Annotated in this window: 18 protein-coding genes; 8 read left to right on the forward strand and 10 right to left on the reverse strand. The window is 68.1% G+C overall.

Features of this window, described 5'->3' with window-relative positions:
• Positions 1 to 125 precede the first annotated feature (125 nt).
• From VEW47_00445 to VEW47_00455, 3 genes are read left to right on the forward strand one after another with little or no spacing between them, the layout of a single operon-like run.
• The gene (locus tag VEW47_00445; GenBank protein ID HYS03637.1) at positions 126 to 1,772 is read left to right on the forward strand and encodes an FAD-dependent oxidoreductase; all 1,647 of its coding nucleotides are present in this window, start codon (positions 126 to 128) and stop codon (positions 1,770 to 1,772) included.
• A 9-nt stretch (positions 1,773 to 1,781) separates the two neighbouring features.
• The gene (locus VEW47_00450; GenBank protein HYS03638.1) at positions 1,782 to 2,075 is read left to right on the forward strand and encodes a UBP-type zinc finger domain-containing protein; all 294 of its coding nucleotides are present in this window, start codon (positions 1,782 to 1,784) and stop codon (positions 2,073 to 2,075) included.
• A complete protein-coding gene (locus VEW47_00455) occupies positions 2,072 to 3,025 on the forward strand; it encodes a DUF5996 family protein (GenBank protein HYS03639.1) in 954 nt (317 codons plus the stop codon). The genes VEW47_00450 and VEW47_00455 overlap by 4 nt, the downstream gene beginning before the upstream one ends.
• Here the strand turns inward: VEW47_00455 and egtD are convergent.
• The 4 genes from egtD to VEW47_00475 form a co-directional block, all read right to left on the reverse strand.
• A complete protein-coding gene (gene egtD, locus VEW47_00460; GenBank protein HYS03640.1) occupies positions 3,003 to 3,980 on the reverse strand; it encodes an L-histidine N(alpha)-methyltransferase in 978 nt (325 codons plus the stop codon). The two genes, VEW47_00455 and egtD, sit on opposite strands and share 23 nt — an antisense overlap.
• Positions 3,977 to 5,359, reverse strand: coding sequence for an SUMF1/EgtB/PvdO family nonheme iron enzyme (locus VEW47_00465; protein ID HYS03641.1), 1,383 nt, complete (start codon positions 5,357 to 5,359; stop codon positions 3,977 to 3,979). Before VEW47_00465 ends, egtD begins: the two co-directional genes overlap by 4 nt.
• Positions 5,360 to 5,495: 136 nt before the next feature.
• Positions 5,496 to 7,013 (reverse strand): glycine betaine ABC transporter substrate-binding protein, encoded by a 1,518-nt coding sequence (locus VEW47_00470; protein ID HYS03642.1) that lies wholly within the window; start codon positions 7,011 to 7,013, stop codon positions 5,496 to 5,498.
• On the reverse strand, positions 7,010 to 7,744 hold the full coding sequence (locus tag VEW47_00475; protein HYS03643.1) for an ATP-binding cassette domain-containing protein: 735 nt from the start codon (positions 7,742 to 7,744) through the stop codon (positions 7,010 to 7,012). The genes VEW47_00470 and VEW47_00475 overlap by 4 nt, the downstream gene beginning before the upstream one ends.
• A 288-nt stretch (positions 7,745 to 8,032) precedes the next feature.
• On the opposite strand from VEW47_00475, the gene VEW47_00480 reads away from it, so the two are divergent.
• Positions 8,033 to 11,518: a hypothetical protein gene (locus VEW47_00480; protein HYS03644.1), complete on the forward strand. Its 3,486-nt coding sequence runs from the start codon at positions 8,033 to 8,035 to the stop codon at positions 11,516 to 11,518.
• Between the two features lie 60 nt (positions 11,519 to 11,578).
• On the opposite strand, the gene VEW47_00485 is transcribed toward VEW47_00480, so the two are convergent.
• The gene (locus tag VEW47_00485) at positions 11,579 to 12,532 is read right to left on the reverse strand and encodes a pirin family protein (protein HYS03645.1); all 954 of its coding nucleotides are present in this window, start codon (positions 12,530 to 12,532) and stop codon (positions 11,579 to 11,581) included.
• A gap of 55 nt (positions 12,533 to 12,587) precedes the next feature.
• Between VEW47_00485 and VEW47_00490 the strand changes: the two genes are divergently transcribed.
• The 3 genes from VEW47_00490 to VEW47_00500 are packed head-to-tail and all read left to right on the forward strand — an operon-like array spanning position 12,588 to position 16,185.
• Complete coding sequence (locus tag VEW47_00490; GenBank protein ID HYS03646.1) at positions 12,588 to 14,942, forward strand: patatin-like phospholipase family protein; 2,355 nt, start codon at positions 12,588 to 12,590, stop codon at positions 14,940 to 14,942.
• 45 nt (positions 14,943 to 14,987) lie between these two features.
• Positions 14,988 to 15,416: a PaaI family thioesterase gene (locus VEW47_00495; protein HYS03647.1), complete on the forward strand. Its 429-nt coding sequence runs from the start codon at positions 14,988 to 14,990 to the stop codon at positions 15,414 to 15,416.
• A gap of 58 nt (positions 15,417 to 15,474) precedes the next feature.
• Positions 15,475 to 16,185, forward strand: a complete 711-nt coding sequence (locus VEW47_00500; GenBank protein HYS03648.1) for a GNAT family acetyltransferase — start codon at positions 15,475 to 15,477, stop codon at positions 16,183 to 16,185.
• Positions 16,186 to 16,244: 59 nt separating this feature from the next.
• Here VEW47_00500 and VEW47_00505 read toward each other — a convergent pair whose 3' ends face one another.
• Together VEW47_00505 and VEW47_00510 are read right to left on the reverse strand one after the other, a co-directional pair.
• Entirely contained in the window at positions 16,245 to 16,655 is a 411-nt protein-coding gene (locus tag VEW47_00505) for a DUF3237 domain-containing protein (GenBank protein ID HYS03649.1), read from the reverse strand.
• Between the two features lie 120 nt (positions 16,656 to 16,775).
• Complete coding sequence (locus VEW47_00510; GenBank protein HYS03650.1) at positions 16,776 to 17,207, reverse strand: DUF3237 domain-containing protein; 432 nt, start codon at positions 17,205 to 17,207, stop codon at positions 16,776 to 16,778.
• A 342-nt stretch (positions 17,208 to 17,549) separates the two neighbouring features.
• Here VEW47_00510 and VEW47_00515 point away from each other — a divergent pair, with 342 nt between their 5' ends.
• Positions 17,550 to 18,341 (forward strand): OmpA family protein, encoded by a 792-nt coding sequence (locus VEW47_00515; protein HYS03651.1) that lies wholly within the window; start codon positions 17,550 to 17,552, stop codon positions 18,339 to 18,341.
• Positions 18,342 to 18,355: 14 nt separating this feature from the next.
• On the opposite strand, the gene VEW47_00520 is transcribed toward VEW47_00515, so the two are convergent.
• Genes VEW47_00520 through VEW47_00530 form a run of 3 tightly spaced genes read right to left on the reverse strand, consistent with a single transcriptional unit; the run spans position 18,356 to position 21,592 of the window.
• Positions 18,356 to 19,582, reverse strand: a complete 1,227-nt coding sequence (locus tag VEW47_00520; GenBank protein HYS03652.1) for a ferritin-like domain-containing protein — start codon at positions 19,580 to 19,582, stop codon at positions 18,356 to 18,358.
• A 4-nt stretch (positions 19,583 to 19,586) separates the two neighbouring features.
• Positions 19,587 to 20,447 (reverse strand): PhnD/SsuA/transferrin family substrate-binding protein, encoded by an 861-nt coding sequence (locus VEW47_00525; GenBank protein ID HYS03653.1) that lies wholly within the window; start codon positions 20,445 to 20,447, stop codon positions 19,587 to 19,589.
• A gap of 11 nt (positions 20,448 to 20,458) precedes the next feature.
• Positions 20,459 to 21,592, reverse strand: coding sequence for an acyl-CoA dehydrogenase family protein (locus tag VEW47_00530; protein ID HYS03654.1), 1,134 nt, complete (start codon positions 21,590 to 21,592; stop codon positions 20,459 to 20,461).
• Between the last annotated feature and the right edge of the window lie 158 nt (positions 21,593 to 21,750).

The following is a 21,750-nucleotide window of genomic DNA, read 5'->3' on the forward strand; positions in this document are numbered from 1 at the left end:
GATGGACTCGATTCCTGACTCGCCCGATGCGAAGGAGTATAATCCTGGCCGACCCGTTCTGCCCAGGTTTTCAGGATGCTTCGACCCGGCGTCGGAACCGCGACGGCGGGCACGGTGACGGACGAATGGCTGAGATGACCCCGGCCGAGATTGAGGCCTTCCCCACCCTGACCGCGGGGCAGATCGCGCGGATCGCCCCCTTCGCGCGCGAGCGCGATCTCGTCGACGACGAAAGCCTGTGGGAGGCGGGGGATCGCAACAGGCCGATGTACGTGATCGTCCGGGGCGAGGTCGAGATCCTGTCAGGGGCCGATCACGTGGTGACCGTGCACAACGCCGGTGCGTTCACGGGGGACGTCGACCTCCTGTCCGGCCGTCCGGTGGTGGTGCGGGCGCGCGCCCGGGGCGCCGCGCGCGTGCTCGAGCTGCCTCCGGCCCGGCTGCGCTCGATGATCCAGACGGACGCGGAGCTGAGCGAAATCTTCCTGCGCGCGTTCATGCTGCGCCGCCTGGCGCTGATGGCCCAGGGCGGGGGGAATATCGTCCTCATCGGCTCGCGCCATTGCGCGGGCACGCTCGCGCTGCGGGAGTTCCTGACCCGCAACAGCCAGCCGCACGGATATCTCGACCTGGAGGGGGACCCGGCGGTCCAGGAGACGCTCGACAAGTTCGGGGTCGGTGTCGACGACGTGCCGGTCCTCATCTGCCGGGGGACCCGGGTGCTGCGCAAACCGACGATCGAAGACGTGGCCGACTGTCTCGGGTTGAACGATCTCAACGAGGCGGTCGTGCGCGATGTCGCGGTCATCGGGGCCGGGCCGGCGGGTCTGTCGACCGCCGTCTACGCGGCGTCCGAGGGGCTCGATGTCCTGGTGCTCGAGGCCCGGTCGCCGGGCGGGCAGGCCGGCTCGAGCTCCAGGATCGAGAACTACCTGGGCTTCCCGACGGGAGTCACGGGGCAGATCCTCGCCAGCAGCGCCCTCGTCCAGGCCGAGAAGTTCGGGGCGGAGCTCGCGGTGGCCCGCACCGTGTCGCGGCTCGGGTGCGATCGCCCCTATCGCGTGGAGCTCGGCGCAGGCGTCGTCGTCCAGGCCCGCTCGATCGTCATCGCGACCGGGGCCAAGTACCGCAAGCCGGACCTGCCGAACCTGTCGCGTTTCGAGGGGGTCGGCGTCTATTATGGAGCGACGCAGGTCGAGGCGCTCTTCTGCCGCGGTGAGGACGTCATCGTCATCGGGGGCGGCAATTCCGCCGGCCAGGCCGCGGTCTTCCTCTCGGAGACGGGCCGCCACGTGACCATGATGGTCCGCGGCGCGGGGCTCGCGCAGAGCATGTCGCGTTACCTGATCCACCGCATCCAGGAGACGCCCAAAATCACGCTGCTCACGAACACGCGCATCGTGGCGCTGGCGGGGGACTCGCGGCTGGAGAAGGTGACCTGGCGCGATGGAAACGGGACCGAGACGACGGCGGACATCCGGCACGTCTTCATGATGACCGGCGCCGACCCGAACACCGCGTGGCTGCAGGACTGCGTCGCCCTCGACGATCGGGGATACGTGAAGACGGGTCCGGATCTCGACGCGGGGGCCCTGGCCGCGGCTCGCTGGCCGTTCGCGCGCCCGCCGATGCTTTTCGAGACCAGCCGGCCCGGCGTGTTCGCGATCGGCGACGTCCGGGCCAACAGCGTCAAGCGCGTCGCCGCCGCGGTGGGCGAGGGCTCGGTCTGCGTCCAGCTGGTGCACAAGGTGCTCTCCGAGTCGGTGGCCTAGGAGGACGCGATGCCGAAACGATGCACGCACCTGGATCAGGTTCGCGACGTGGCCCCGCGAACCCCCGACGGCTGCGAAGAGTGTCTGGCGATGGGAAGTGAATGGGTTCACCTCCGCCTGTGCCTGTCGTGCGGTCATGTGGGTTGCTGCGACGACTCGCCCAACAAGCACGCCACCAAGCACTTCAGGAAGATCCATCATCCGATCATCCGGAGCTTCGAGCCGGGCGAGGACTGGGGCTGGTGCTTCATCGATGAGGTCGTCATGGAGCCGGCGCCCGGCGCCGTAGGGCGGTCCCGATGATCCATGAGGCGTGGCCTCCCCTCCCGCTGGATCAGTGGGAGGACACCTGCAACACCCTGCAGCTCTGGACGCAGATCGTCGGCAAGACCCGGCTCGCGCTCGCGCCGATGCAGAACCACTGGTGGCAGGTCGCGTTGTACATCACGGCGCGCGGCCTCGGGACTTCCCCCATGCCTGACGGCGAGCGCACGTTCGAGGTCGACTTCGATTTCGTCGATCATCGGCTGCTCGTCCGCACGAGCGACGGCCGGACGGAATCGCTCCCGCTCGTGCCGCGAACCGTGGCGGACTTCCACGCTCGCTACCTCGAGGCGCTGCGATCGCTCGGCATCGAACCGAAGATCCGTCCCGTGCCGAACGAGGTCGCGAACCCCCTGCCGTTCGACAAGGACGACGTGCACCGTTCCTACGACCCCGACGCCGCCTGGCGGTGCTGGAGAGTTCTCGTTCAAGCCGATCGGGTCCTGAAGGAATTCCGCGGACGCTTCCTGGGCAAGAGCAGTCCAGTTCATTTCTGGTGGGGGAGCTTCGACCTGGCGTGCACGCGGTTTTCCGGACGAACGGCGCCGCCGCACCCCGGGGGCCTGCCGGGCCTGCCCGACTGGGTGACGCGGGAGGCCTACTCGCACGAGTGCATCAGCGCCGGCTGGTGGCCGGGAAACGGCGGCGGGCCGGTGCGCGAGGCGTCGTTCTACGCCTACGCCTATCCCGAGCCTCCGGGTTGCTCCCAGGCGACGATCCGGCCCGCGGAGGCGTCCTACCACCCCGTGGTGCGCGAGTGGATCCTCCCCTACGCCGCGGTCGTTCGGGCGACTTCCCCCGACGCTCTCGTCCTCGACTTCCTGGTCAGCACCTACGAGACCGCGGCGCGGCTCGGAGACTGGAACCGGGCGGCCCTGGAAAGAGCGGTGCTGCCCGGCGCGACCTCTAGACCGCCTCGGCCAGGGTGAGCGCGAACCGATCGACGCTGTCGATCCATTGCGCCCGGACGCTGAAGCCCGAGCGCTCCAGCATCGAGACGACTTCGGGGGCGTCGTACTTGTACGAGCTCTCCGTCCAGATCATCTCCCCCTCGCCCATCACGAATTCCAGGTCGGCACCGCGGATGCCGATGCGCTGCCTTCGAGCGCTGCGCAAGTGCATCTCGATGCGCGAGTGCTTCTCGTTCCACAGCGCGCGATGGGTGAAGCCGTCGAGATCGAAGTCGCCCTGCAGCTCGCGATTGATCCGGGACAGCAAATTGAGATTGAACGCCGCGGTGACGCCGAGAGGATCGTCGTAGGCGAGAAGCAGATCCCGCTCGGGCTTGACAAGGTCGACGCCCAGGAGGAGAGCGTCGCGCGGATTGAGAGACGCCCGCACTGTCCTGAGGAACGCGTCGCGCCCCGGTGGATCGAAATTGCCGATATTCGACCCGAGGAACAGCGCCAGCCGGCGCCCCTTGACCGACTTCGCGTGCCCGAACTCCTCGAGTCCGGCCTCGTACGTTGTCTCGTGGGGCATGAAACGGACGTTCTTGAAGCCTTCGAGCGCCCGGCTCGCCTGGGCGAGCGCGCTTCTGGACACGTCGACGATGTGCAGATCGAGAGGACCCCGGCCGGACCCGGCCCCGGCAATCAACGCGGACAATTTAGCCCCGCTCCCGGCGCCCAGCTCGATGACGGTCGTGACGCCGGCGTCCAGGATCTCGCGGGCGTGCGCCTCGAGCAGGCGCAGCTCGGCGCGGGTCAGCGAGTACCAGGGCAGCCGGCAGATGGCCTCGAAGAGCGCGGAGCCCAGCTCGTCGTAGAGGTAGTGCGACGGGAGCTGCCGCGGCTGCAGCGTCAGGAAGTCCCGCACGTCGTCCGCGAACCGGCATCTCGAAGCCGGGGTCGTCGTGAAGAGCGTCGTCAGCGTCGGCGTCATGCGAGGTCCCTCACGCACCTGAACTTTGCATAGACGTAGGGGTACCGCGCCCGGAACCAGTTGCGGAAACTGGGACGCAGAAGCTCACGCGCCGTCGCCGACGAGGCCCCCTTCATCACGAAATGATCGCCGTCGAAGAAATCGGCCGAGTACTCCGGGTATGCCGCCATGGCGCGAAACCCCGGGAATGGAGCGAATGGCGTGCTCGTCCACTCCCATCCATTGCCCACGAGGTCATCGACGCCCCAGGCGCTGCGTCCGTCGGGATGGCTCCCGGTGGGCGCGGGGTCCCAGCCCGTGAAGTCGAAGACGCCGTGGCGAGGGTCCGCGGGGGCCTCCCCCCAGGGAAACGGGCGCTCATCCCCCTCGGGCGTGCCGTACGCCGCGCGCTGGAACTCCGCCTCGGTCGGAAGTCTCACGCCCCGCCAGCGGGCATAGGCTTCGGCCTCCGCGTGACTGACGTAGACCGGCCAGGCGAGCGGGAGGGGGATCGGCTCGAACATGCCGCGCCAGGTCCACCCTTCCGATCGACGCTCCCAGAACAGCGGGTGCCGGAGGTCCGCCTGCCGCACCCAGTTCCAATCGTCCGGACGCCAGAAGCGCCGCTCCTGATAGCCGCCGGCGGCGACGAAATCCAGGAAGGCCGCGTTGGTCACATTGCCGCGCTCTATCGCGAAGGCGCGCACCTCCTCGGAATAACGCGGACACTCGTTGTCCCACGCGAACGACACCGAAGCGCGATCGACTCCCATCGTGGCCCGGCCCGGAGGGATCTCGATCCACTCGCGCGACGGCGAAGCGTCTCCGATGCGCGGCCGGTAGCCGGAAGGACATCGTTTCTGATCCCACGGCAGTCGATGCAGCATGTAGTGCAGGGTCTCCTGGTGCATCGCTTCGTGCTCGAGGATCACGAGGACCGCCTCGGAGCGATCGAGCAGCGGATGACCGGGCCGGTCGATGTCGGCATGAGTCAGGGCGTCGATCACCCGCTCGTCGGCTTCCCGCGCGAAACGGTCGACGACCGTCCGGCCGGGCCAGCGCTCGCGGTTGCTCCCGGGATCGCGCGCCGGCTCCTGGTCCGTGGGCGGATCGATGCCGCGCGCGAACAGCGACTCGAGCTCGGGGTCGATGCTGGCCCCTCCGAGGGCGGTCTTCACCAGCGTATTGAAGCTGAACGCCGGCACGTGTCCTTCGTAGAAGACGATGGGATGTCGAAGGGGGATCGGTTCGCCGTAGCGGGCGTTCTCGTCGGTCAGGAGATCGAACAGGGCGCGGGATCGCTCCCTGTTGCGGCGGTACCAGGAGATGAGATCTGCGCGCTCGATCGAGCTCGATCTCTCCGGACGGCGCGCCTGCTCGGTAAGCGAAGGACGCAGCATCGGGGCCCCCCCTCCTGCACAGGGTGCGCGGGCAACCGCAATTCTTCGTGTGGCTCGACCGGAAGGGTACCACCGATCGGTTCCGAAGGGAAATGGCTGACCTGTGGCGGACGGGGCTTTGCGGCCGCCCGGGTCGTCACGAGTCGGGCCGTAGCCGCAGCCCCTTCGGAATGACCAGCCTGCCGAGGCCCGCAAACAGGGCCTGGACCAGAAGGGCGAGAAGAGCGGCAGGCACGGCCCCCTCGAGAATCAGCTCCAGGTCGTCGAGCCGGATGCCGGTGAGGATCGGCTGGCCCAGGCCTCCCGCCCCGATCAACGCACCGAGGGTCGCGGTCCCGACGTTGATGACGGCGGAGGTCTGGATGCCGGCCATGATCGCCGGCGAAGCGAGCGGAAGCTCCACCTTCAAGAGTCTCGCCGCGGCAGAAAGGCCCAGAACGTCCGCCGACTCGAGCAGGGCGGCCGGAATGGCGGCCAGACCGGTGACCGTGTTCCTGACGATGGGGAGAACGCTGTAGAAGAAAAGCGCGGCCACGGCCGGGGGCGTTCCGATGCCGAGCAGCGGAATCATGAGGACCAGGAGCGCCAGCGACGGGATGGTCTGGATGACGCCGGCCACCGCCAGGATGGCCGCCCCCAGCCTCCTTCGGCGGGCGGCGGCGACACCCAGGGGCAGTGCGACCAGGATCGCGGCGCTCAGGGAGGCCGCCACGAGCGCGATGTGCTCGACGACGTACCGGCCGACCCGCCGCGCCCTCCCCTCGCCCCCCGCCTCCCCTTCCATTCCGAGAGCCGAGGCGAGAAAATCGACCGCCACGACCCGCTCGGGGGTGCGCTCCAGCTTGACGCGCGCGTTGAGGCGCTGCATGTCGCTGGCGGCGATGCGCCCTTCGAGGACCGTCAGCGACGCCAGGGCCGACGCCGCGCGCGAGGGGAGATCGAGTCGATAAAGGATGACGGCGCGGTACCTCGGAAAATGTCCCAGATCGTCGTCCAGAACCCTGAGATGGTAATAAGGGATCTCGGCGTCCGTCGTGTAGAGATCGATGGCGTCGACGTCGCCTGCCGCCAGGGCGCGGTAGGCCAGGTCATGATCGAGCGATCGCACCTCGGTCTGCGGCAACCCGTAACGCTTCTTGAGGGTCGGCCAGCCGTCGCGCCGGTTCAGAAACTCCTCGCTGAAGGCAAGCCGGAGCCGCGGGAGTCCGCGCAGATCGGAGATGCGCGTCACCCCCAGCCGGGAGGCGTCTTTCTCGCTCATCCCGAGCGCGTAACTGTCCTCGAACCCGAGAGAGCCGGTCATCCCGACCCCGCGCGCGGCGAGGGCGCTCCTCAGGGACTCATCGCTTCCATCGGGCGGCGCGTCCCGCACGATGTCTTCGCGGATCGTCCCGGTGTACTCGGGATACAGGTCGATCTCTCCCGCGAGCAGCGCGTGCCAGAGCACCTGGGTGCCCCCGAGCTGCGCCCGGTGCTCGGCGCGCGTGCCGGTGCTGCGCATCACCTGTGTGATGACCTCACCGAGCACGACCGATTCGGTGAACTTCTTTGAGCCGACGCGCACTTCGGGCGGGGCGCCGCGGCAGGATGCGCCCCACAGCGCGACGGCGAGAGCCGGAGACAGGACGACAAGACCGCGTAACGGGCGAGTCATCGGACCGCACCGGGCCGGCTCTGTGCATGGATGAACCGGGTGACGAACGGCTCGGCCGGGTGCTCGACGAGGTCCCGCAGGGGACCCTGCTGGACGACGTCTCCATCCCGCAGGAGGACGACGCGGTCGGCGAAGAACTCGGCCTCGACGAGATCGTGCGTGACGAGCACCACCGTCTGTCCAAGCACCTTGAAGATTTCCCGGAGGTCCGTCCGCAGCTCCGCTCGAATCATCGGGTCGAGCGCTCCGAGCGGCTCGTCGAGGAAGAGCAGCTCGGGTCCGAGCATCAGGGCCCGCATCAGGCTGACCCGCTGGCGCTGCCCACCCGAGAGCTGTGCGGGAAAGCGATTCATCCCGTCGCGCGGAAAGTGGGTGAGTTCGATCAACTCCTCGAGCCGGCGCTGGATGCGTCCGGCGTCCCAGCCGAAGTAGCGCGCCGCGAGCGTGACGTTCGCCGCCGCGGTCATGTGCGGGAAGAGTCCGCCTTCCTGGATCACGTACCCCATGCGCCGCCGCAGCGTTCCCATCGTTTTTGGAGCGAGGGGCTGCCCCCACAGGAGCACTTCCCCCTCGCTCGGCCGCGACAGTCCGGTCAAAAGACGCAGAAGCGTCGACTTCCCGGAGCCGGTGGGGCCGAGCAGGACATTGACGCCGGCGCCCAGCGACAGTGTCGTCCTCTTCAAGGCCTCGTTGTCGCCGTAGCGCTTCGCGACACCACGCAGCTCGATGATGGGGGCGTCGAAGGGGGGAGTCAAAGTGTCGATAATTCTATCATCAGGCACAGGCAGGCGAACCCGGGGTTGGAGGTTCCGTCGCCTCGATGGACCGGCGCTCGCTGAAGACCGCCAGGATCTACGACGGCCGCCCGTTGAGCAGGCTCCCTCCGGCCTCGGGGCCTCACGCTGCGTCCGCGGGACCGTTTTGTGCTTGCGATCCGCCCGCCTTCGGCGTACACATTCGGGTCGATGGAGGCCGATTTGTACGCACGGAGCGGGCGTTCCTTCAGAGCGATGACTTTCGTGGCCCTCCTCGGATTCGCGCACGCCGTCGCGCTGGCCGCCGGGGCCCGCTCGTTCAAGAGCGGAACGATCCAGATCACCGCCGACGGCTCGACCGTGTGGGTCGTCAACCCGGACCATGACTCGGTGTCCCGCATCGACACCGCCACCGACACGGTCGTCGAGTTCCCCCTGCCGCAGCCGGGCGGACCGCCGATACGGCACAATCCGTCGGGTCTCTCGGTCATGGAGGACGGCAGCGAGGTGTGGGTCGCCTGCCATGACTCGGATCGGATCTACGTCCTGAGGGGACCGGACGGAGCCGTGCTCGCGCGCATCGATCTTCCCTGGGGTAGCGGACCGTATGGCGTGGCGCTGTCCCGCGATCAGACCCGGGTGCTGGTCACGCTCCTCCGCGGCAGCCGCGTCGGGCTGATTGACCGCGCCACGCGGCAGGTCATCTCGTTGCTGGACACGTTCCGCAGTCCGCTCGGCATCGCCTGGATGGAGGACGGCGTCTCCGCCTGGATCACCCACCGGCATGTTCTCGATCGGCTGCCGCGCGTGAGTCGCGTCGATGTTTCCCCTCCCGGGCCGCGGGTGACGACCCAGGAGCGCACCGACGGCGCGGGACCTCAGGACAACGCGGCCCTTCACGACGCCGATCCGACCCACAACTTCGCCGAGGGCGGGTACCTGAACTTCCGCGGTCATCTGGCGCAGCGTCCCTCCACGACGCGAGTCTGGGTGCCGACCCAGTACGACAACCGCAACCAGACCGTCATCACCCCGGACTCCATCCTCCAGGCGACGCTGCGGCAGATCGATCTGACGACGCGGCGCATCCCGAACACGATCAACGACAAGATCATCCTGTCGGCCCGGCAGGTGCACGATCCCCAGACCTCGATCTGGCTCGGGCCGGGCTGGGATCTGGGCGTCGCTGGACCGGACGACCTCGCTTTCTCGAGCGACGGCGCGACCGTCTACGTGGTGGGAGAGCTCAGCGAGAACCTGGTGGTGATGCCGGCCGCGACGCCTCCCTATCGTGATGGCGTCGCCCCCAGTCCCGTGCTCGTGAGCGTCGGACAGCGTCCGCAGGGAGTCGCCGTCTCTCCGGTCGCCCTCGGCGGCCGCCAGATCGCCTATGTCGCCAACATCCTCTCGCGTGACGTGTCCAAGGTCGACGTCACCAGCTGGTCCGGCTCCTTCGAGCTCGCCCGGATCCCCGTGACACCCTCGACCCCCGAGCCGAGGTCGTCCTCCTTCCTGAGAGGAGATCGTCTGTTCCATTCCTCGGTGGACCCGCGTGTCTCCTCGAACCACAAGGTGGCTTGCGGATCGTGCCACATCGACGGTGAGCAGGACGGGCGGGCCTGGGACCTGCAACATCTCCCGGGAGCGCACGGCCCCCGTCAGACCCAGTCGATCCTCGGGCTCGGTCTGTCGATGGGCCCGCCCGACCCGGTCACGGGGCTCGGCCAGCTCCACCGGTCCGGCGACCGTGACGAGGTGCAGGACTTCGATCACACCTTCCGCGGCCCGCAGATGGGAGGCACCGGGTTCATCTCCGCGCCCCTGCTTCAACCGGACCTCGGCCCGCCCAACGCCGGACGCGATCCCGACCTCGACGATGTCGCGCTGTACGCGCTGACCCTGCCGCCTCTCATGCGGAGCCCGCACCGAAATCCCGACGGCACCCTGTCGGAGGCAGCCGTCCGCGGGGCGACCTTCTTCGTGGGCGGCGGGACACGGCCGGCCGACGCGAGGTGCGCCTCGTGCCACGTCCCGGAGACGGGATTCGTCGATTTCGCCTTTCACGATGTGGGCGAGCGGCACGATGCCGGAGAGGCCGAGCTGAACACGCGGCCGCCGCTGTGGGGCGTGAACACAGCGTCCCTGGTCGGCGCCTGGGACTCTCCGCCGTACGTCGGCGCCGCGCAGGCCAAGGATCCCGAGACTCTCGTCGAGGAGATCCTCGACTTCCGCAGAGCGGGGCGCTCGGCGCCCCATGGCACGGTCTCCGGCCTCACCGGTCGTCAGGTGCAGGACCTCGCGGAGTTCCTCGCGTCCATCGACGGCGGCACCGCCGCCGCAGAAGTGCGCGGTGTGGCCGACCACTCTCCGCCGCGCGTGGTGCGAGTCGAGGCGGCCTCGTTGACGCGGGTCGATGCCTGGTTCAGCGAGAGCGTGTCGCCGTCTGCCGCCGTCCCCGCCGCCTGGACGCTGCACGCGGTGGGCGGGGCCGACGCCCCGATCCTCGCCGCCGCGCTCGATCCGCAGAACGGCGACCGGGTGACCTTCACCGTCGGGCCGCTCCACCATGACTGCGGTCCGGTGACTTACGCGCTCGTCCCGCTCGGGCCGATCTTCGATCTCGCCGACTCGGCCGGCGGCGGCACCGCCAACGCCCTCGACGTCGCCGATCCGTCCAACAGCCGCACGTTCGTCATCGGCGACACGCTCACCGTATCGTTCGGGGCCTCGGGGTACGAGAACTTCACGATCCCGGTGCACGACTCCGGCACGGTCTACGGGAGCCCCGCCGGAGCCAACGGCTCGGTCTGGCTGCGCTCCAACAACGGCGGGACCCAGCGCAACACGGATTTCCTGCGCTTTGAGTGGGAGGCGGCCTTCGCGACGACCGGGACAGCTTCGCCCGGCAGCATCGTCGATGCGTCGTTCTCCATTCTGCCCACCTTCGGAGACGCGCAGGTGATCGAGGCGCGCCGTGTCCTTCAAAGATGGTGGGACTACGGGGGCGGCGATCAGACGCAGAACCCGGTCAATCCCGTCAATGGCCATGGCGGGCCCACCTACAGCTACAGCGAGTTCAACGTGAAAAGCTGGAACGCTCCCAATGCGGGCTCCAGGACCACCGGGGTCAACGGCCAAGCGGTCTCCGATTATCTCGGCACTCGCGACACGGCGTTCGACCCGGATGTCGTCGTGAGCATGAGCGGCCTGGGTCAGCGGGCCGTGTTCGGCGGAGCGGGAGTCCTCGACGCCTTTCGCTTCTGGTTCCAGAACCCGTCTCTGGACCAGGGGTACGCGCTGCAGCTGACGAGCGCGGCGAAGCAGGAGACCCGCTTCCACGCCGGTGAAGAGGAGGTTCGGCATTACGGTCCCGTGATGTCGCTCACCTACGTTCTCCCGGCGACCACCGGCCCGCCTCCGCCGGAGGTCTCCTCATCGGGCTCGGGGGCGCCTCTCATAATGGACCGGGGAGCGGGCGGTGACCTCTTGATCTCGTTCCAGGATCTGGGAGGCACCGTTGGCGGGTACAACATCTATGAAGGGACGCTCGGGGGCGGCTACACGCACGTCCCCAAAGCGTGCGCTGTCGCAACCACCCGGGTCAACGGCCTGCGGCAGGCTCGCGTGACACCGGCCGCCGGTAACACCTACTACCTGGTGACCGCCTCCGATCCATGCCAGGAGGGGATCAGCGGCACCGACTCATCCGGCGCGCCGCAACCCGGCACCAATCTCACCTGCCCGCCGTGACGAGCGAACCAGGACCATCCCCCGTGCGCGCCGCTGCCCCGGCCGCCACCGCCGCCGGGCTCAGCTTCCAGGCCGCCGGACGGGGCGGGGGACGAAGGGTGGCGCCTGGAGACGCCGCCCCTTGTATGCTCTGACCTCTCCAAAGCGGCGTCCGGCCTCCCAGTCCTCGCGCGCGGCGACCATCTCTTCGGTTGTCCGCGCCACGAAGTTCCACCACATCAGGATTGTTTCGCCGAACGGCGCACCTCCCAGGAGCAGCGCCCGCGCCGGATCGCCTTCGCAGGAGAGTACCAGCTCCCGTCGCCCGCAGCCCAGGTAGTAGAGAGTGTCGATCGAGAGCGGCTGGCCATCGAGACGGCACGTCCCCGCGAGGGGCACGAGGGCGTGCTCGTACTCGTGGTTCATAGGGAGGGCGAGCCGGTTGTCGGCCAGCACCGAAACCTCCGCGGCCACCAGGGGCGAGAAGGTGCGCGCGGGCGAGCGCACGCCGTCCAACCGGCCCATGATGACCGTCGCGCCGCCACCCTCCGACTCGACGACAGGAAGTGAGCGATGCTGCTCGAAGGCCGGCGCGGTCTCTCGCGCCTCATTGGGAAGGGCCACCCAGAGCTGAATGCCTCTGAGGTGCCCGCCGTTCTCGGTCGACGTCTCCTCCGCGTGCGCGATCCCCCGCCCCGCCGTCATCAAGTTAAGCACCCCGGGGATGGCCAATCCCTCGAGGCCGAGGCTGTCGTGGTGAAGCAGATCACCTTCGAGCAGCCAGGAGACGGTCTGGAGGCCGATATGGGGATGAGGCGGAACATCCATCGGCTTTCCGGATGAGAAGGAAACGGGGCCGTAGGAATCCAGGAAGCACCAGGGGCCGACCGTCCGTCGCTGACTCCGGGGAAGGAGACGTCGGATCGGGAGACCGCCGAGATCGGTCAGGCGTCCGGGTAGCACCTGAAGCGTCGGCCTGGCGGCCGGTTCGCTGACGCACAATTCGACTTCGGTCGTCGGCAGGAGATTGCTCATCGCGGCACCTCGTCGAACATGGATGATACACCCGGCGTTTCTGCGACAATGAAGGATGCGCATTCGAGAAATCGACCGATTCCTGAGCAGGGCCAGAGCGGCGGGCGCGCTGGGGGCGGTGCTGCTCGCTGGCTGGGCTGGTTGTTCGGACCGCCCCTCCCTTGCGCAGGAAGAGACGGGCGGCAAGCCGCCTACGACGCTCGAATCGGCCGCCCCCGCCGCCCCGGCCCCCGCACTCGCGATGCCACCCCGCCCGGTGAGGGCCCGGTTCGGCCTGGCGCTGAGCGGCGGCGGCGCACGTGGCCTGGCTCACATCGGCGTACTCAAGGCTCTGGAGGAGCTGCGGGTCCCGGTCGACGTCATCACCGGTACCAGCATGGGGGCGGTCGTCGGGGGCCTCTATGCCTGCGGGATGTCTCCCGACGAGATCGCCCGGGTGGTGGAGCGGGTCGACTGGGCCTCCCTCTTCGACGACCGTCCGCCACGGCCCGACCTGCCCTACCGACGGAAACAGGACGAGAGCAGCGCCTTCATCGACTTCGAGCTCGGCCTCAAGAGCGGCAGGATCCTCCTGCCCCGGGGCCTCATCGCCGGGCAGAAGATCGGGTTCCTGTTCAAGTCTCTGACCACCCGCGCGGCCTTCATCGACGACTTCGACCACCTGCCGATCCCGTTCCGGGCGGTCGCGACGGATCTCGCCGACGGCTCGATGGTCGTGCTCTCCCGGGGCGACCTCGCCGACGCCCTGCGCGCCAGCATGAGTCTCCCCGGCACCCTCGCGCCCGCCGAGATCGACGGCCGCCATCTCGTCGACGGCGGCCTCGTCCGCAACCTCCCGGTGGACGTGGCGCGCGACGCGGGCGCCGACATCGTCATCGCGGTCGACGTGACCACTCCGTTCGATCCGGTGGAGTCGCTGAAGACTCTGGCGGACGTGACGCGGCAGGTCGCCGACATGGTGACCCAGGACAATGTGGCGGGGCAGATCCTGAGCGCCGACGTCTTGATCCGGCCCGACCTGGCGGCGATCTCGGCGTCCAATTTTGCGGCCGGCGCGGAGGCGCTCCGGCGCGGGGAGGAAGCGACCCGCGCCCAGGCGGCCGCATTGAGCCACTACTCCCTGCCGCCCGACGCGTTCGAAGCCCACCTCAGGGAGGTGCGGGGGACGCCCGCGGCCCTCCCGGCGCGGATCGACTCGGTCCGGATCGACGGGACGAGCCGCGTGGAGCGGCGGATCCTCGAGAGAAGGATCCGGACGCGCCCCGGCGCGCCCCTCGACCTCGACATGGTGCAAGCCGATCTGTCCCGTCTCTATGGCCTCGGCGACTTCGAGAAGGTCGATTACCGGCTGTCCAGGACGGACGGCGGCGCCGATCTCCTGTTCCACGCCGACGAGAAGCCCTGGGGCCCGAACTATCTTCGATTGGGACTGACGTTCGTGAACGATCTCGAGGGGGACAGCGACTACGGCGTCCGGGCGCGCTACACCCGGACGAGAGTGGACGCGCTCGGGGCCGAGTGGCGCAGCGACGTCAAGATCGGTCGCGATCGCCGACTGACCTCGGAGTTCCACCAGCCGCTCGATTTCTCGGGAGTCTTCTTCGTCGCACCGAGCATCACCGGGTTCGATCAGTTCAACAACCTCTACGACGGCGACCGGCGGGTCGCCGAGTACGAGCCGCGGGGAGCGTCCGTGGCGCTGGACGCGGGTGCCGAGCTCGACCGGTACGGGGAGGTGCGCTTCGGCGTCGTGCGCGGGAAAGTGAAGGGGTCCGCTGTGATCGGGACGAGCACCTTCCCGAAGTTCGACATCTCGACCGGCGGCTTCACCGGGCGGGTCGTGATCGACCGATTGGACAGCCCGTACTTCCCGTCGCGGGGCAGGTACGGTCTCGTCGACCTGTTCCTGTCGCGCCGATCCCTCGGCGCCGATCTTTCCTATGACAAGATGTCGGGGTCGTTCGCGCAGGTGTTCCACCGGGGGCGGCATCGGGTCTACGTGTCGCTCGACGGCGGGACGAACCTCGGCACCGAAGTTCCCTTCTACGACGACTTCTCGGTAGGCGGGTTCGGCTCCCTCTCGGGATTCAAGGATGGCCAGCTGCGCGGCCCTCTCTTCGGCGTGGCGCGCCTCGGCTACTACGTCAGGTCGGGACGGCTGTCGGGACGGTTCGGCCGCGGCGTGTACCTGGGCGGCTGGGTCGAAGCGGGGAACGTCTGGGCCAGCCGATCCGAGGCTCGTTTCGACAACCTCATCTACACCGGGACGCTGGGGGCCGGCGTCGACACATTCCTGGGCCCGGTCTATCTGGTGTACGGCCGCTCCGACGACGGCCATGGCTCGTTGTACCTGAGCCTCGGCCGCACCTCCTTCACCGGCACGAACGCATCTGTCTTCAGGAGTTACTAGCCTGTTTCGGAACGCAAGTCTTGCCTTGGAGGTGCCGTGACGAAAATGCTTGACCGCAGTGAAGCCATTGCACGCGGAGACGCTCCTCCCCCGCCGATCGCCCGACTCATCGGTTTCGACCTCGTCTCGGTCAAACCCGGCGAAGCGCGTGTCGATTTTCAAGCGACGGAGGCCCATGCCAATCCCATGGGTACGCTGCACGGCGGCGTCCTCTGCGACATCGCCGATGCCGCCATGGGAATCGCCTATTCAGCAAGTCTCGACGAGGGTGAATCCTTCACGACGCTCGAGCTCAAGATCAACTTCTTGAAGCCGATCTGGAAGGCGCGGTTGCTCGCTGTCGGCCGGGTGATCAAGCAAGGTCGCACCGTGGGACTGGTCGAGTGCGTCATCACCGACGAGAAGGGAAGCCTGGTCGCGCGCGCGACGAGCACCTGCATGACTCTCCGGGGCGAGCAGGCCCAGGGGAGATGAACGCCGGCTTCGGACGCATGTCGGTAGTGTTCCGAGGGACGATTCATGGATTTCCCTGATGGCCGCAGGCTGCCTTGGGAGTTATAAGAACACGCGTAGGGAGGCCATGACGGTGGGGACCGCCGCCGAACGCATCCGCAGCAGCGTCACGACAATCGGGCTCGCCCATACCCTGCACGATCTGACCCTGAGGGCGGCCAACCGCGCCCTCGTCGTCAAGATCCTCAAGGGCATGACGGCCGAGCGCGTCAACGCCGCCTTCCTGACCTGTCCAAAGCCCTACCGCCCGATGTTCCTCGACGCGAGGACGCTTCGAGAATTTGGCCGGGATCCGGCCAACGGCTTGCCCGAGAGTTTTCTCGATGAGGCTCTCGCCAAGGGGGACGAATGCTACGGCATTCTCGACGGAGAAACCCTGGCCGCCTATGGCTGGTACGCCCGCACGCCGACGCGAATCGATCCGCCGGACCTCGTGCTCCACCCCGGCCGCGAATACGTCTATATGTACAAGGGATACACCCACACCGGCCACCGCGGGCGGCGCCTCCACGCGATCGGCATGACCCTGGCCCTGCAAGAGTACCTGGCGAGAGGTTTCAAAGGGCTCGTCTCGTATGTCGAGTCCAACAATTTCAGCTCGCTCAATTCGGTCACGCGAATGGGGTACGAGATATTCGGCACGGTCCATGCGCTGGAGATGTTTGGAATCCATTTCCTGCACGCCAGCGCCGGCTGGGCGGCGCACGGCGTCCGGGTCGAAAGGGGCTGAGCTGCCGGTTCACTTAGATTCGTTCCGCCGCACGCGCGACGTGTCGTAACGACCGGCCCTCAGAGGAGCTCTTCGATCACGTGAATCGGCCCGTCGGCGAGGATCTTCCCGGTGCCGACGGCGAGTGTCCGGTTCAAGAAGGAGTATTTCGGCTCAGCAGTCTCGAAGCGCGGCAGCGTGCGAAAGTAGGGAGCTCCCGGCGCTCCGTCGTCACGGATCCCCTCGAACGTCATGTGAATGAGGGCGCCGTCTTCGGTTTGAAGCGTGATGCGCAGGTCGAGCTCGACGACGCCGTCGGGGCGTTTGACCGTCCAATCGCCGCCCCCCGGCAGTACCTTGCCGCGAAGCCTGTCCCCTTCGAACGAGCCGCCGGTGATCGGAAAGGTGACGCGCGTGCCGTGAGGTCCGGCGCCGACGTTCTGCGTGGGTGCCGTGTCGAGACGAAGTGTCATCAGGGGACGCGTTCGCATGGCAGGTCTCCTGTCGGCGGGTGGCGGAGGGGAAGCCGCGAGGGGCACGTGCGCGCATCCAGCGAGCGTCGCGAACGCGGCCAGTTTGAGAACGTCTCTTCGTCGACTGTCCACGGCGCCTCAGAGGATCTCGTCGATCGTGTAGATAGGGCCCTCGGCGCGCCGATCGCCGCTCGATACAGCGAGAAGCCGGTTCAAAAACACGTACTTCGGATGCCCGGTCTCGAAGCGCGGCGTGGTCCGGAAGTAGTAGGTCGAGGGGTCGACTCTCTCGCCACGCGCGAGCGCCGCGATCACCTCCGGCGGACCGTGACGAAGTCCGAACGACGTCATGTGGATGAGGGCGCCGTCGTCGGTCTCGAGCGTGAGGCGCAGGTCGAGCTCGAGGACGCCGTCTCCCCGGAGGAGCGTCCAATCACCGCCGCCGGGCAGTACCTTTCCGCGCAGGCGCGGGCCCTCGAAGTGGCCGCTCGCTATCGGTGCTGTGACGCGCGTACCGTGAGGCACTGCACCGATCTTGTGTGGGCCCACGACCGCGACCTGCAAGGTCATCAACAAACGGGATTCCACTCGCCCACCTCGCTTCGCCCTGCTTCGGCTGAATCCGAGCTGCTTGTACCCCGAATCATCAGGGATCGCAAGAGGCACGCATATTCACTCCCGTTGCGGACGAGTAGGCACTTCCTCCCGCTTCGACAATGTCGGAAGGAAGCAGGAGGCCTCGTCGAGATGGAGTTTCGACACACAAGGGGATCTCTGACGCCGGGTCTTTGACGCGCGAACCCGTGCCGGCCAGGCGCGCTTGCGCCCCGCGCATACCCCTCCTAAATTCACCCTGTCCCGCTGTCGCGGCACTGTCCCGCGCAGCAACTCGACGTCTGGGAGGATTCACCGATGCGAATAGACCCGCTCGCGCAAGTCCCGATCGTGGCACTGCTCGCGGCCGGCGCGCTCGCCATGGCGGGATGCGTCTCCAACAGCCGGTACGTGCAGGTCGTGCAGGAGCGCGATCTGCTGGCGGCGAGCAACGAGGCGCTCAAGGGTCAGGTCGACAATGCCAAGCGCGACAGCGAAGCCCTGGCGCAGGAGAAGGCGATGCTGGCCCAGGAGAGGAACGACCTCGCGACCAAGAAGACGGCCCTCGAGGAGAAATTGTCCCAGCTGCAGACGCAGGAGGATGCGCTCGGTTCGAAGCTGCACGAGCGCGAGCAGGAATCCCACCGGCTGCAGGCGACCTACGACGGTCTGGTCGCCAACCTCAAGAAGGAGGTGCAATCCGGCCAGGTCCAGGTCCAGCAGTTGCGCGATGGCCTGCGCGTGAACGTCGCCCAGGACATCCTGTTCGACTCGGGCTCGGCCGAGGTCGACAAGAGCGGCACGGATGTCCTGCTCCGAGTGTCGGCTCAACTCAAGAAATCGCCGCACCAGATCCTGGTCATCGGACACACCGACAACAAGCCGATCGGCCCGGCTCTCGTCAAGCAGTACCCGACGAATTGGGAGCTGGCCGGGGCCCGCGCGGCGAGCGTCGTTCGTCTTTTCGCCGATTCCGGGCTCACGACCAGGCGCCTGCTCGCCGTGTCGATGGCCGACGTCAAACCGGTCGCATCCAACGCCACCCCGGAAGGACGGGCCCGCAACCGTCGGATCGAGATCCGCCTGCGACCGGTCACGGTCGAAGATTAGTGTCCAGTTTCCCGCTACATGAAGTTCCGGGTGTGAAGCGCGGAGAGCGTCTCGGCCTCCTTCGGCGCGAAGCCGAGTCTCTCGAGGCGCCGGCGACGGCCGGTGTCCATGTCATTCTGCAGCCCGACGACGCGGTCGAAGCCGACGGCTATGTCGGCGGGCTCCCACGATCCCGCCGCCAGCAGGATGAGCGCGTCGAAGACTTCTTCGTTGAGCCCGGCCGTGTGCCGGAGGGCATCGTGCCGTCTCTCCACCGCCGCCGCGAGGCGCGAGCGCAGGCCGGGCTCATGGGTGACATGTCGCTGCAGGTGGGCCAGACCGAAGGCGACGTGTCTCGACTCGTCCTGCGCCGCGAGACGCGCCACCTGCCGCGTCACCGGGTCCGGGGCGTTCGCGTCGAGGAACCGCAGAAGCGACAGGAACGAGCCTTCCCCCAGGACGGACAGAAGGAACGACGCGAGAGCGAAATCCGGCTCATCGAGCAGCGTCTTGAGCGAGGCCTGCCCGCCGGCGGTCGAAAGGCCCATCTCCTTGCGGACGAGGAGGGCCCGCCGGGTGAAGACCTCGACGTGCCGCGCTTCGTCCGCTGCCTGGATCGCGAGCACCTGCAGGACCTCGCGGAAGTGGGGATGGATCCGGGCCAGGAAGGAGGCCGGGATGATCAGGGCCGCGATCTCATTCTCGATCAGATACGTCATCACCTGGACCACCGCATCCTCGATCTCCGCCGGATGCGTGATCGGCGCGCTCCAGTCGATCGCGGTCGCCGGGTCCCACTGCGCTGCGGCGGCCTGGGCGTAGAGGGCGGCGGCCTCGTCTGCCCAGACGGCGTCCTTCCGGTCGAGCGTGAAGTCGAAGGCGGGGCTTCCCGGCTCGACGCGCGCGCCGCGGGCCGCGAGGCCCCAGCGTGACGATGGGCGCTCGACCACGCCCCCGTGTGCCGCGGGATCGGGCGCACCGGCCGTCTCCGCGCCGCCCCAGCGACCCACCTCGGCCGGTCCACGCGTGATGAACGCGACCGGTCCGTCCACGCCGGTGCCGGGGGACGGAGGGTTCATCGCGAGGGTATGCCCCTGCGATCGACACCAGCCGCGGAGATGAATCGCCAGCTCCGGGTTTGTTCCCGCCACCTCGAGCCGGGCTCCGGCCGGAATGTCGCGCAGGGCCCGCTTGACGAGGAGATGCCCGCCGCGCTCGAGCCCAAGGTCGCCCAGATCAATCCGCCGCGGGGTGCCGTTCACGCGATCATCCGTTCGTCCCGGCCCTTCCCTTCATCCGGGCGAGCCATCCGTCCAGCGTCCCAAAGACATCGACCGCCCGATTGAGCCGGGCGTATCCCTCGGTGCGGCCGGGGAGCCACCGCTTCAGCCCCTCCAGGTCCAGAAGCGGCCGCGCGACCGGGTCCTCGTACTTCATTCCGAGAAGGAGATCCACGAACCGCCGGATGAGATCGATCGGCGCGTCGTCCAGGACGGTGATGTTGCAGTGATCGTACGAAGGGGTCTGCGCCAGGACGCGTGTCGACCCCGGCCGCAGGGTTCCCTCCTGGGTGAACGCGAGGAGGTTGGCGTCCAGCATGCAGGCCGCCTCCACTCTTCCGGCGATCAGGGCGCGCGCCGCTTCCCTCTCCCCCCCGACGTGATCGCCGTGCTTGCCCACGAGAAGGTCGTGCCTCTCGACACTGACATCCGCTCCCGGACGAAGCCCGCTCTCCGCGATCAGCAGGAGAGGAATGAGCGTGGCCTGCGGCGAGTCCGAAGCGCCGACCGCGACCCCCTTTCCGGCCAGGCCGCCGATCGCCTGGATCTTCGAGTCGGCGCGGATGACGATGACCGAGGTGAGATCGCGGTCGGTGTCGCGCATCGCGACCGCCCTCGCCTTCTTCCCGAGCAGGACTGCGGCCCGTTCCGTCTCGATCCATGCGAGCGGAGAATTCCATGCGACATGGACCTCGCCCGCCAGATGCCCCTCGACGAGTCGCTCGTAGTTCGAATAGAGAACGAAGTCGAAAGGAAAGTCACGGTCGGTGAACCAGGACTTGAACCCCTCCCAGATTGTCACGACCTTGGGGTCGTAGGCGACGGCGCCGAGCGTCAGCGTCTGCACGAGGGTCTTCTCTAGAAAAGCGGCAGGCCGCAGACGGCCTTGCCGATGAAGTCGTAGAGCTGGTCCGTCGTGGGCGCCATGACACTCGCCGCCTGCGCATCGCGGAAATAACGCTCGACGGCAACCTCCCGGCGATAGGCCGCCCCCGCGCAGACGCGCATCGACGTCGCCAGGACCTTGAGCGCCGTCTCGGCGGCGGCCGCCTTGCACTCGAGGACGCGCAGCATCGCGTCCTCGCGCCCCGATTCGACCGCGTCGATCGCGTCGAGAAGGAGGGCCTTGGCCATGTCGGTGTCGACGCGCATGCGCGCGATGTAGGCGCGGATCGTCGGGAAGTCGGCGAGCGCTGCGTCCATGTGAGCATAGCGGCTCCCGGACGCGTGGGCCGCGGTCCGCGCCACCGCCCCTTCCATCAGGCCGACCGAGAAGGCCGCGCTCATGAGATTGAATGCGGGCAGGACGGTCTGCATCATGATCGCGAACCCTTCGCCGTCATCGCCCAGGCGGGACGATTGGGCGATCACGACCCCCTCCGCCGTGACCGGGCGCGAGTCGTTGCCGCGCAACCCCAGCCCGTCGTAAAGGCTCGGCATGCGGATCCCCTTCGTGTCCGACGGGACGAGCCAGAGAGTGCTGGCGCCTTCCGCCTTCACCGGCCGGCTCGACCAGACGTAGGCGGTCGCGCGGCCGGCTGCAGTGATCCAGCTCTTCTGGGCGTTCAGCGTGATCCGACCGTCGGCGCCGCGTGTCGCGGTGCTCGTCGGCGCCCAGAAGTGGCTGCGCGAGCCCGACTCGGAGAAGGCGAGCGTGCTGAGGTGCCGCCCCGACGCGATCGCGCCCCGTACCTCGACCGGGCCATGCTTCTCGATGACCGCCGTCCCCGCGTAGTGCATCGTGAGGACCATCGCCGTCGAACCGCACTCCCGGGCCATGCACTCGACCGCGAGCGTCGCGGCTCCGATCGTCATGCCCATCCCGCCAACCTCGCGGGCGCTGAGGAGGCCAAGAAGTCCCTCGCCCGCGAGGGCGTCCATCGAGGCCTTGGGAAAGGCGCCCTCGCGATCGACGGCCTCGGCGTGTTTCCTCGCGACGTCGACTGCGACGGTGTCGAGCTTCTTCCTGAGTGCGGGGTTGATTTGTGGCATCGCCAACGCTCCATGATCGAACGCCCCCACCCGGGGCGTCCGACATCTGGAGCCGGCGTCAGCCTCGGCTGGGGGGCATTCGAAGGCGGGGCCTGAGTCCCTCAGGCCATGTGAAGGTTCAGATTCGTATCGATCTTTCCATCTACGTCCTCGCCGCG

The organism is Candidatus Dormiibacterota bacterium, from assembly GCA_035635555.1.
Classification (GTDB): Bacteria; Acidobacteriota; Polarisedimenticolia; order Gp22-AA2; family Gp22-AA2; genus Gp22-AA3.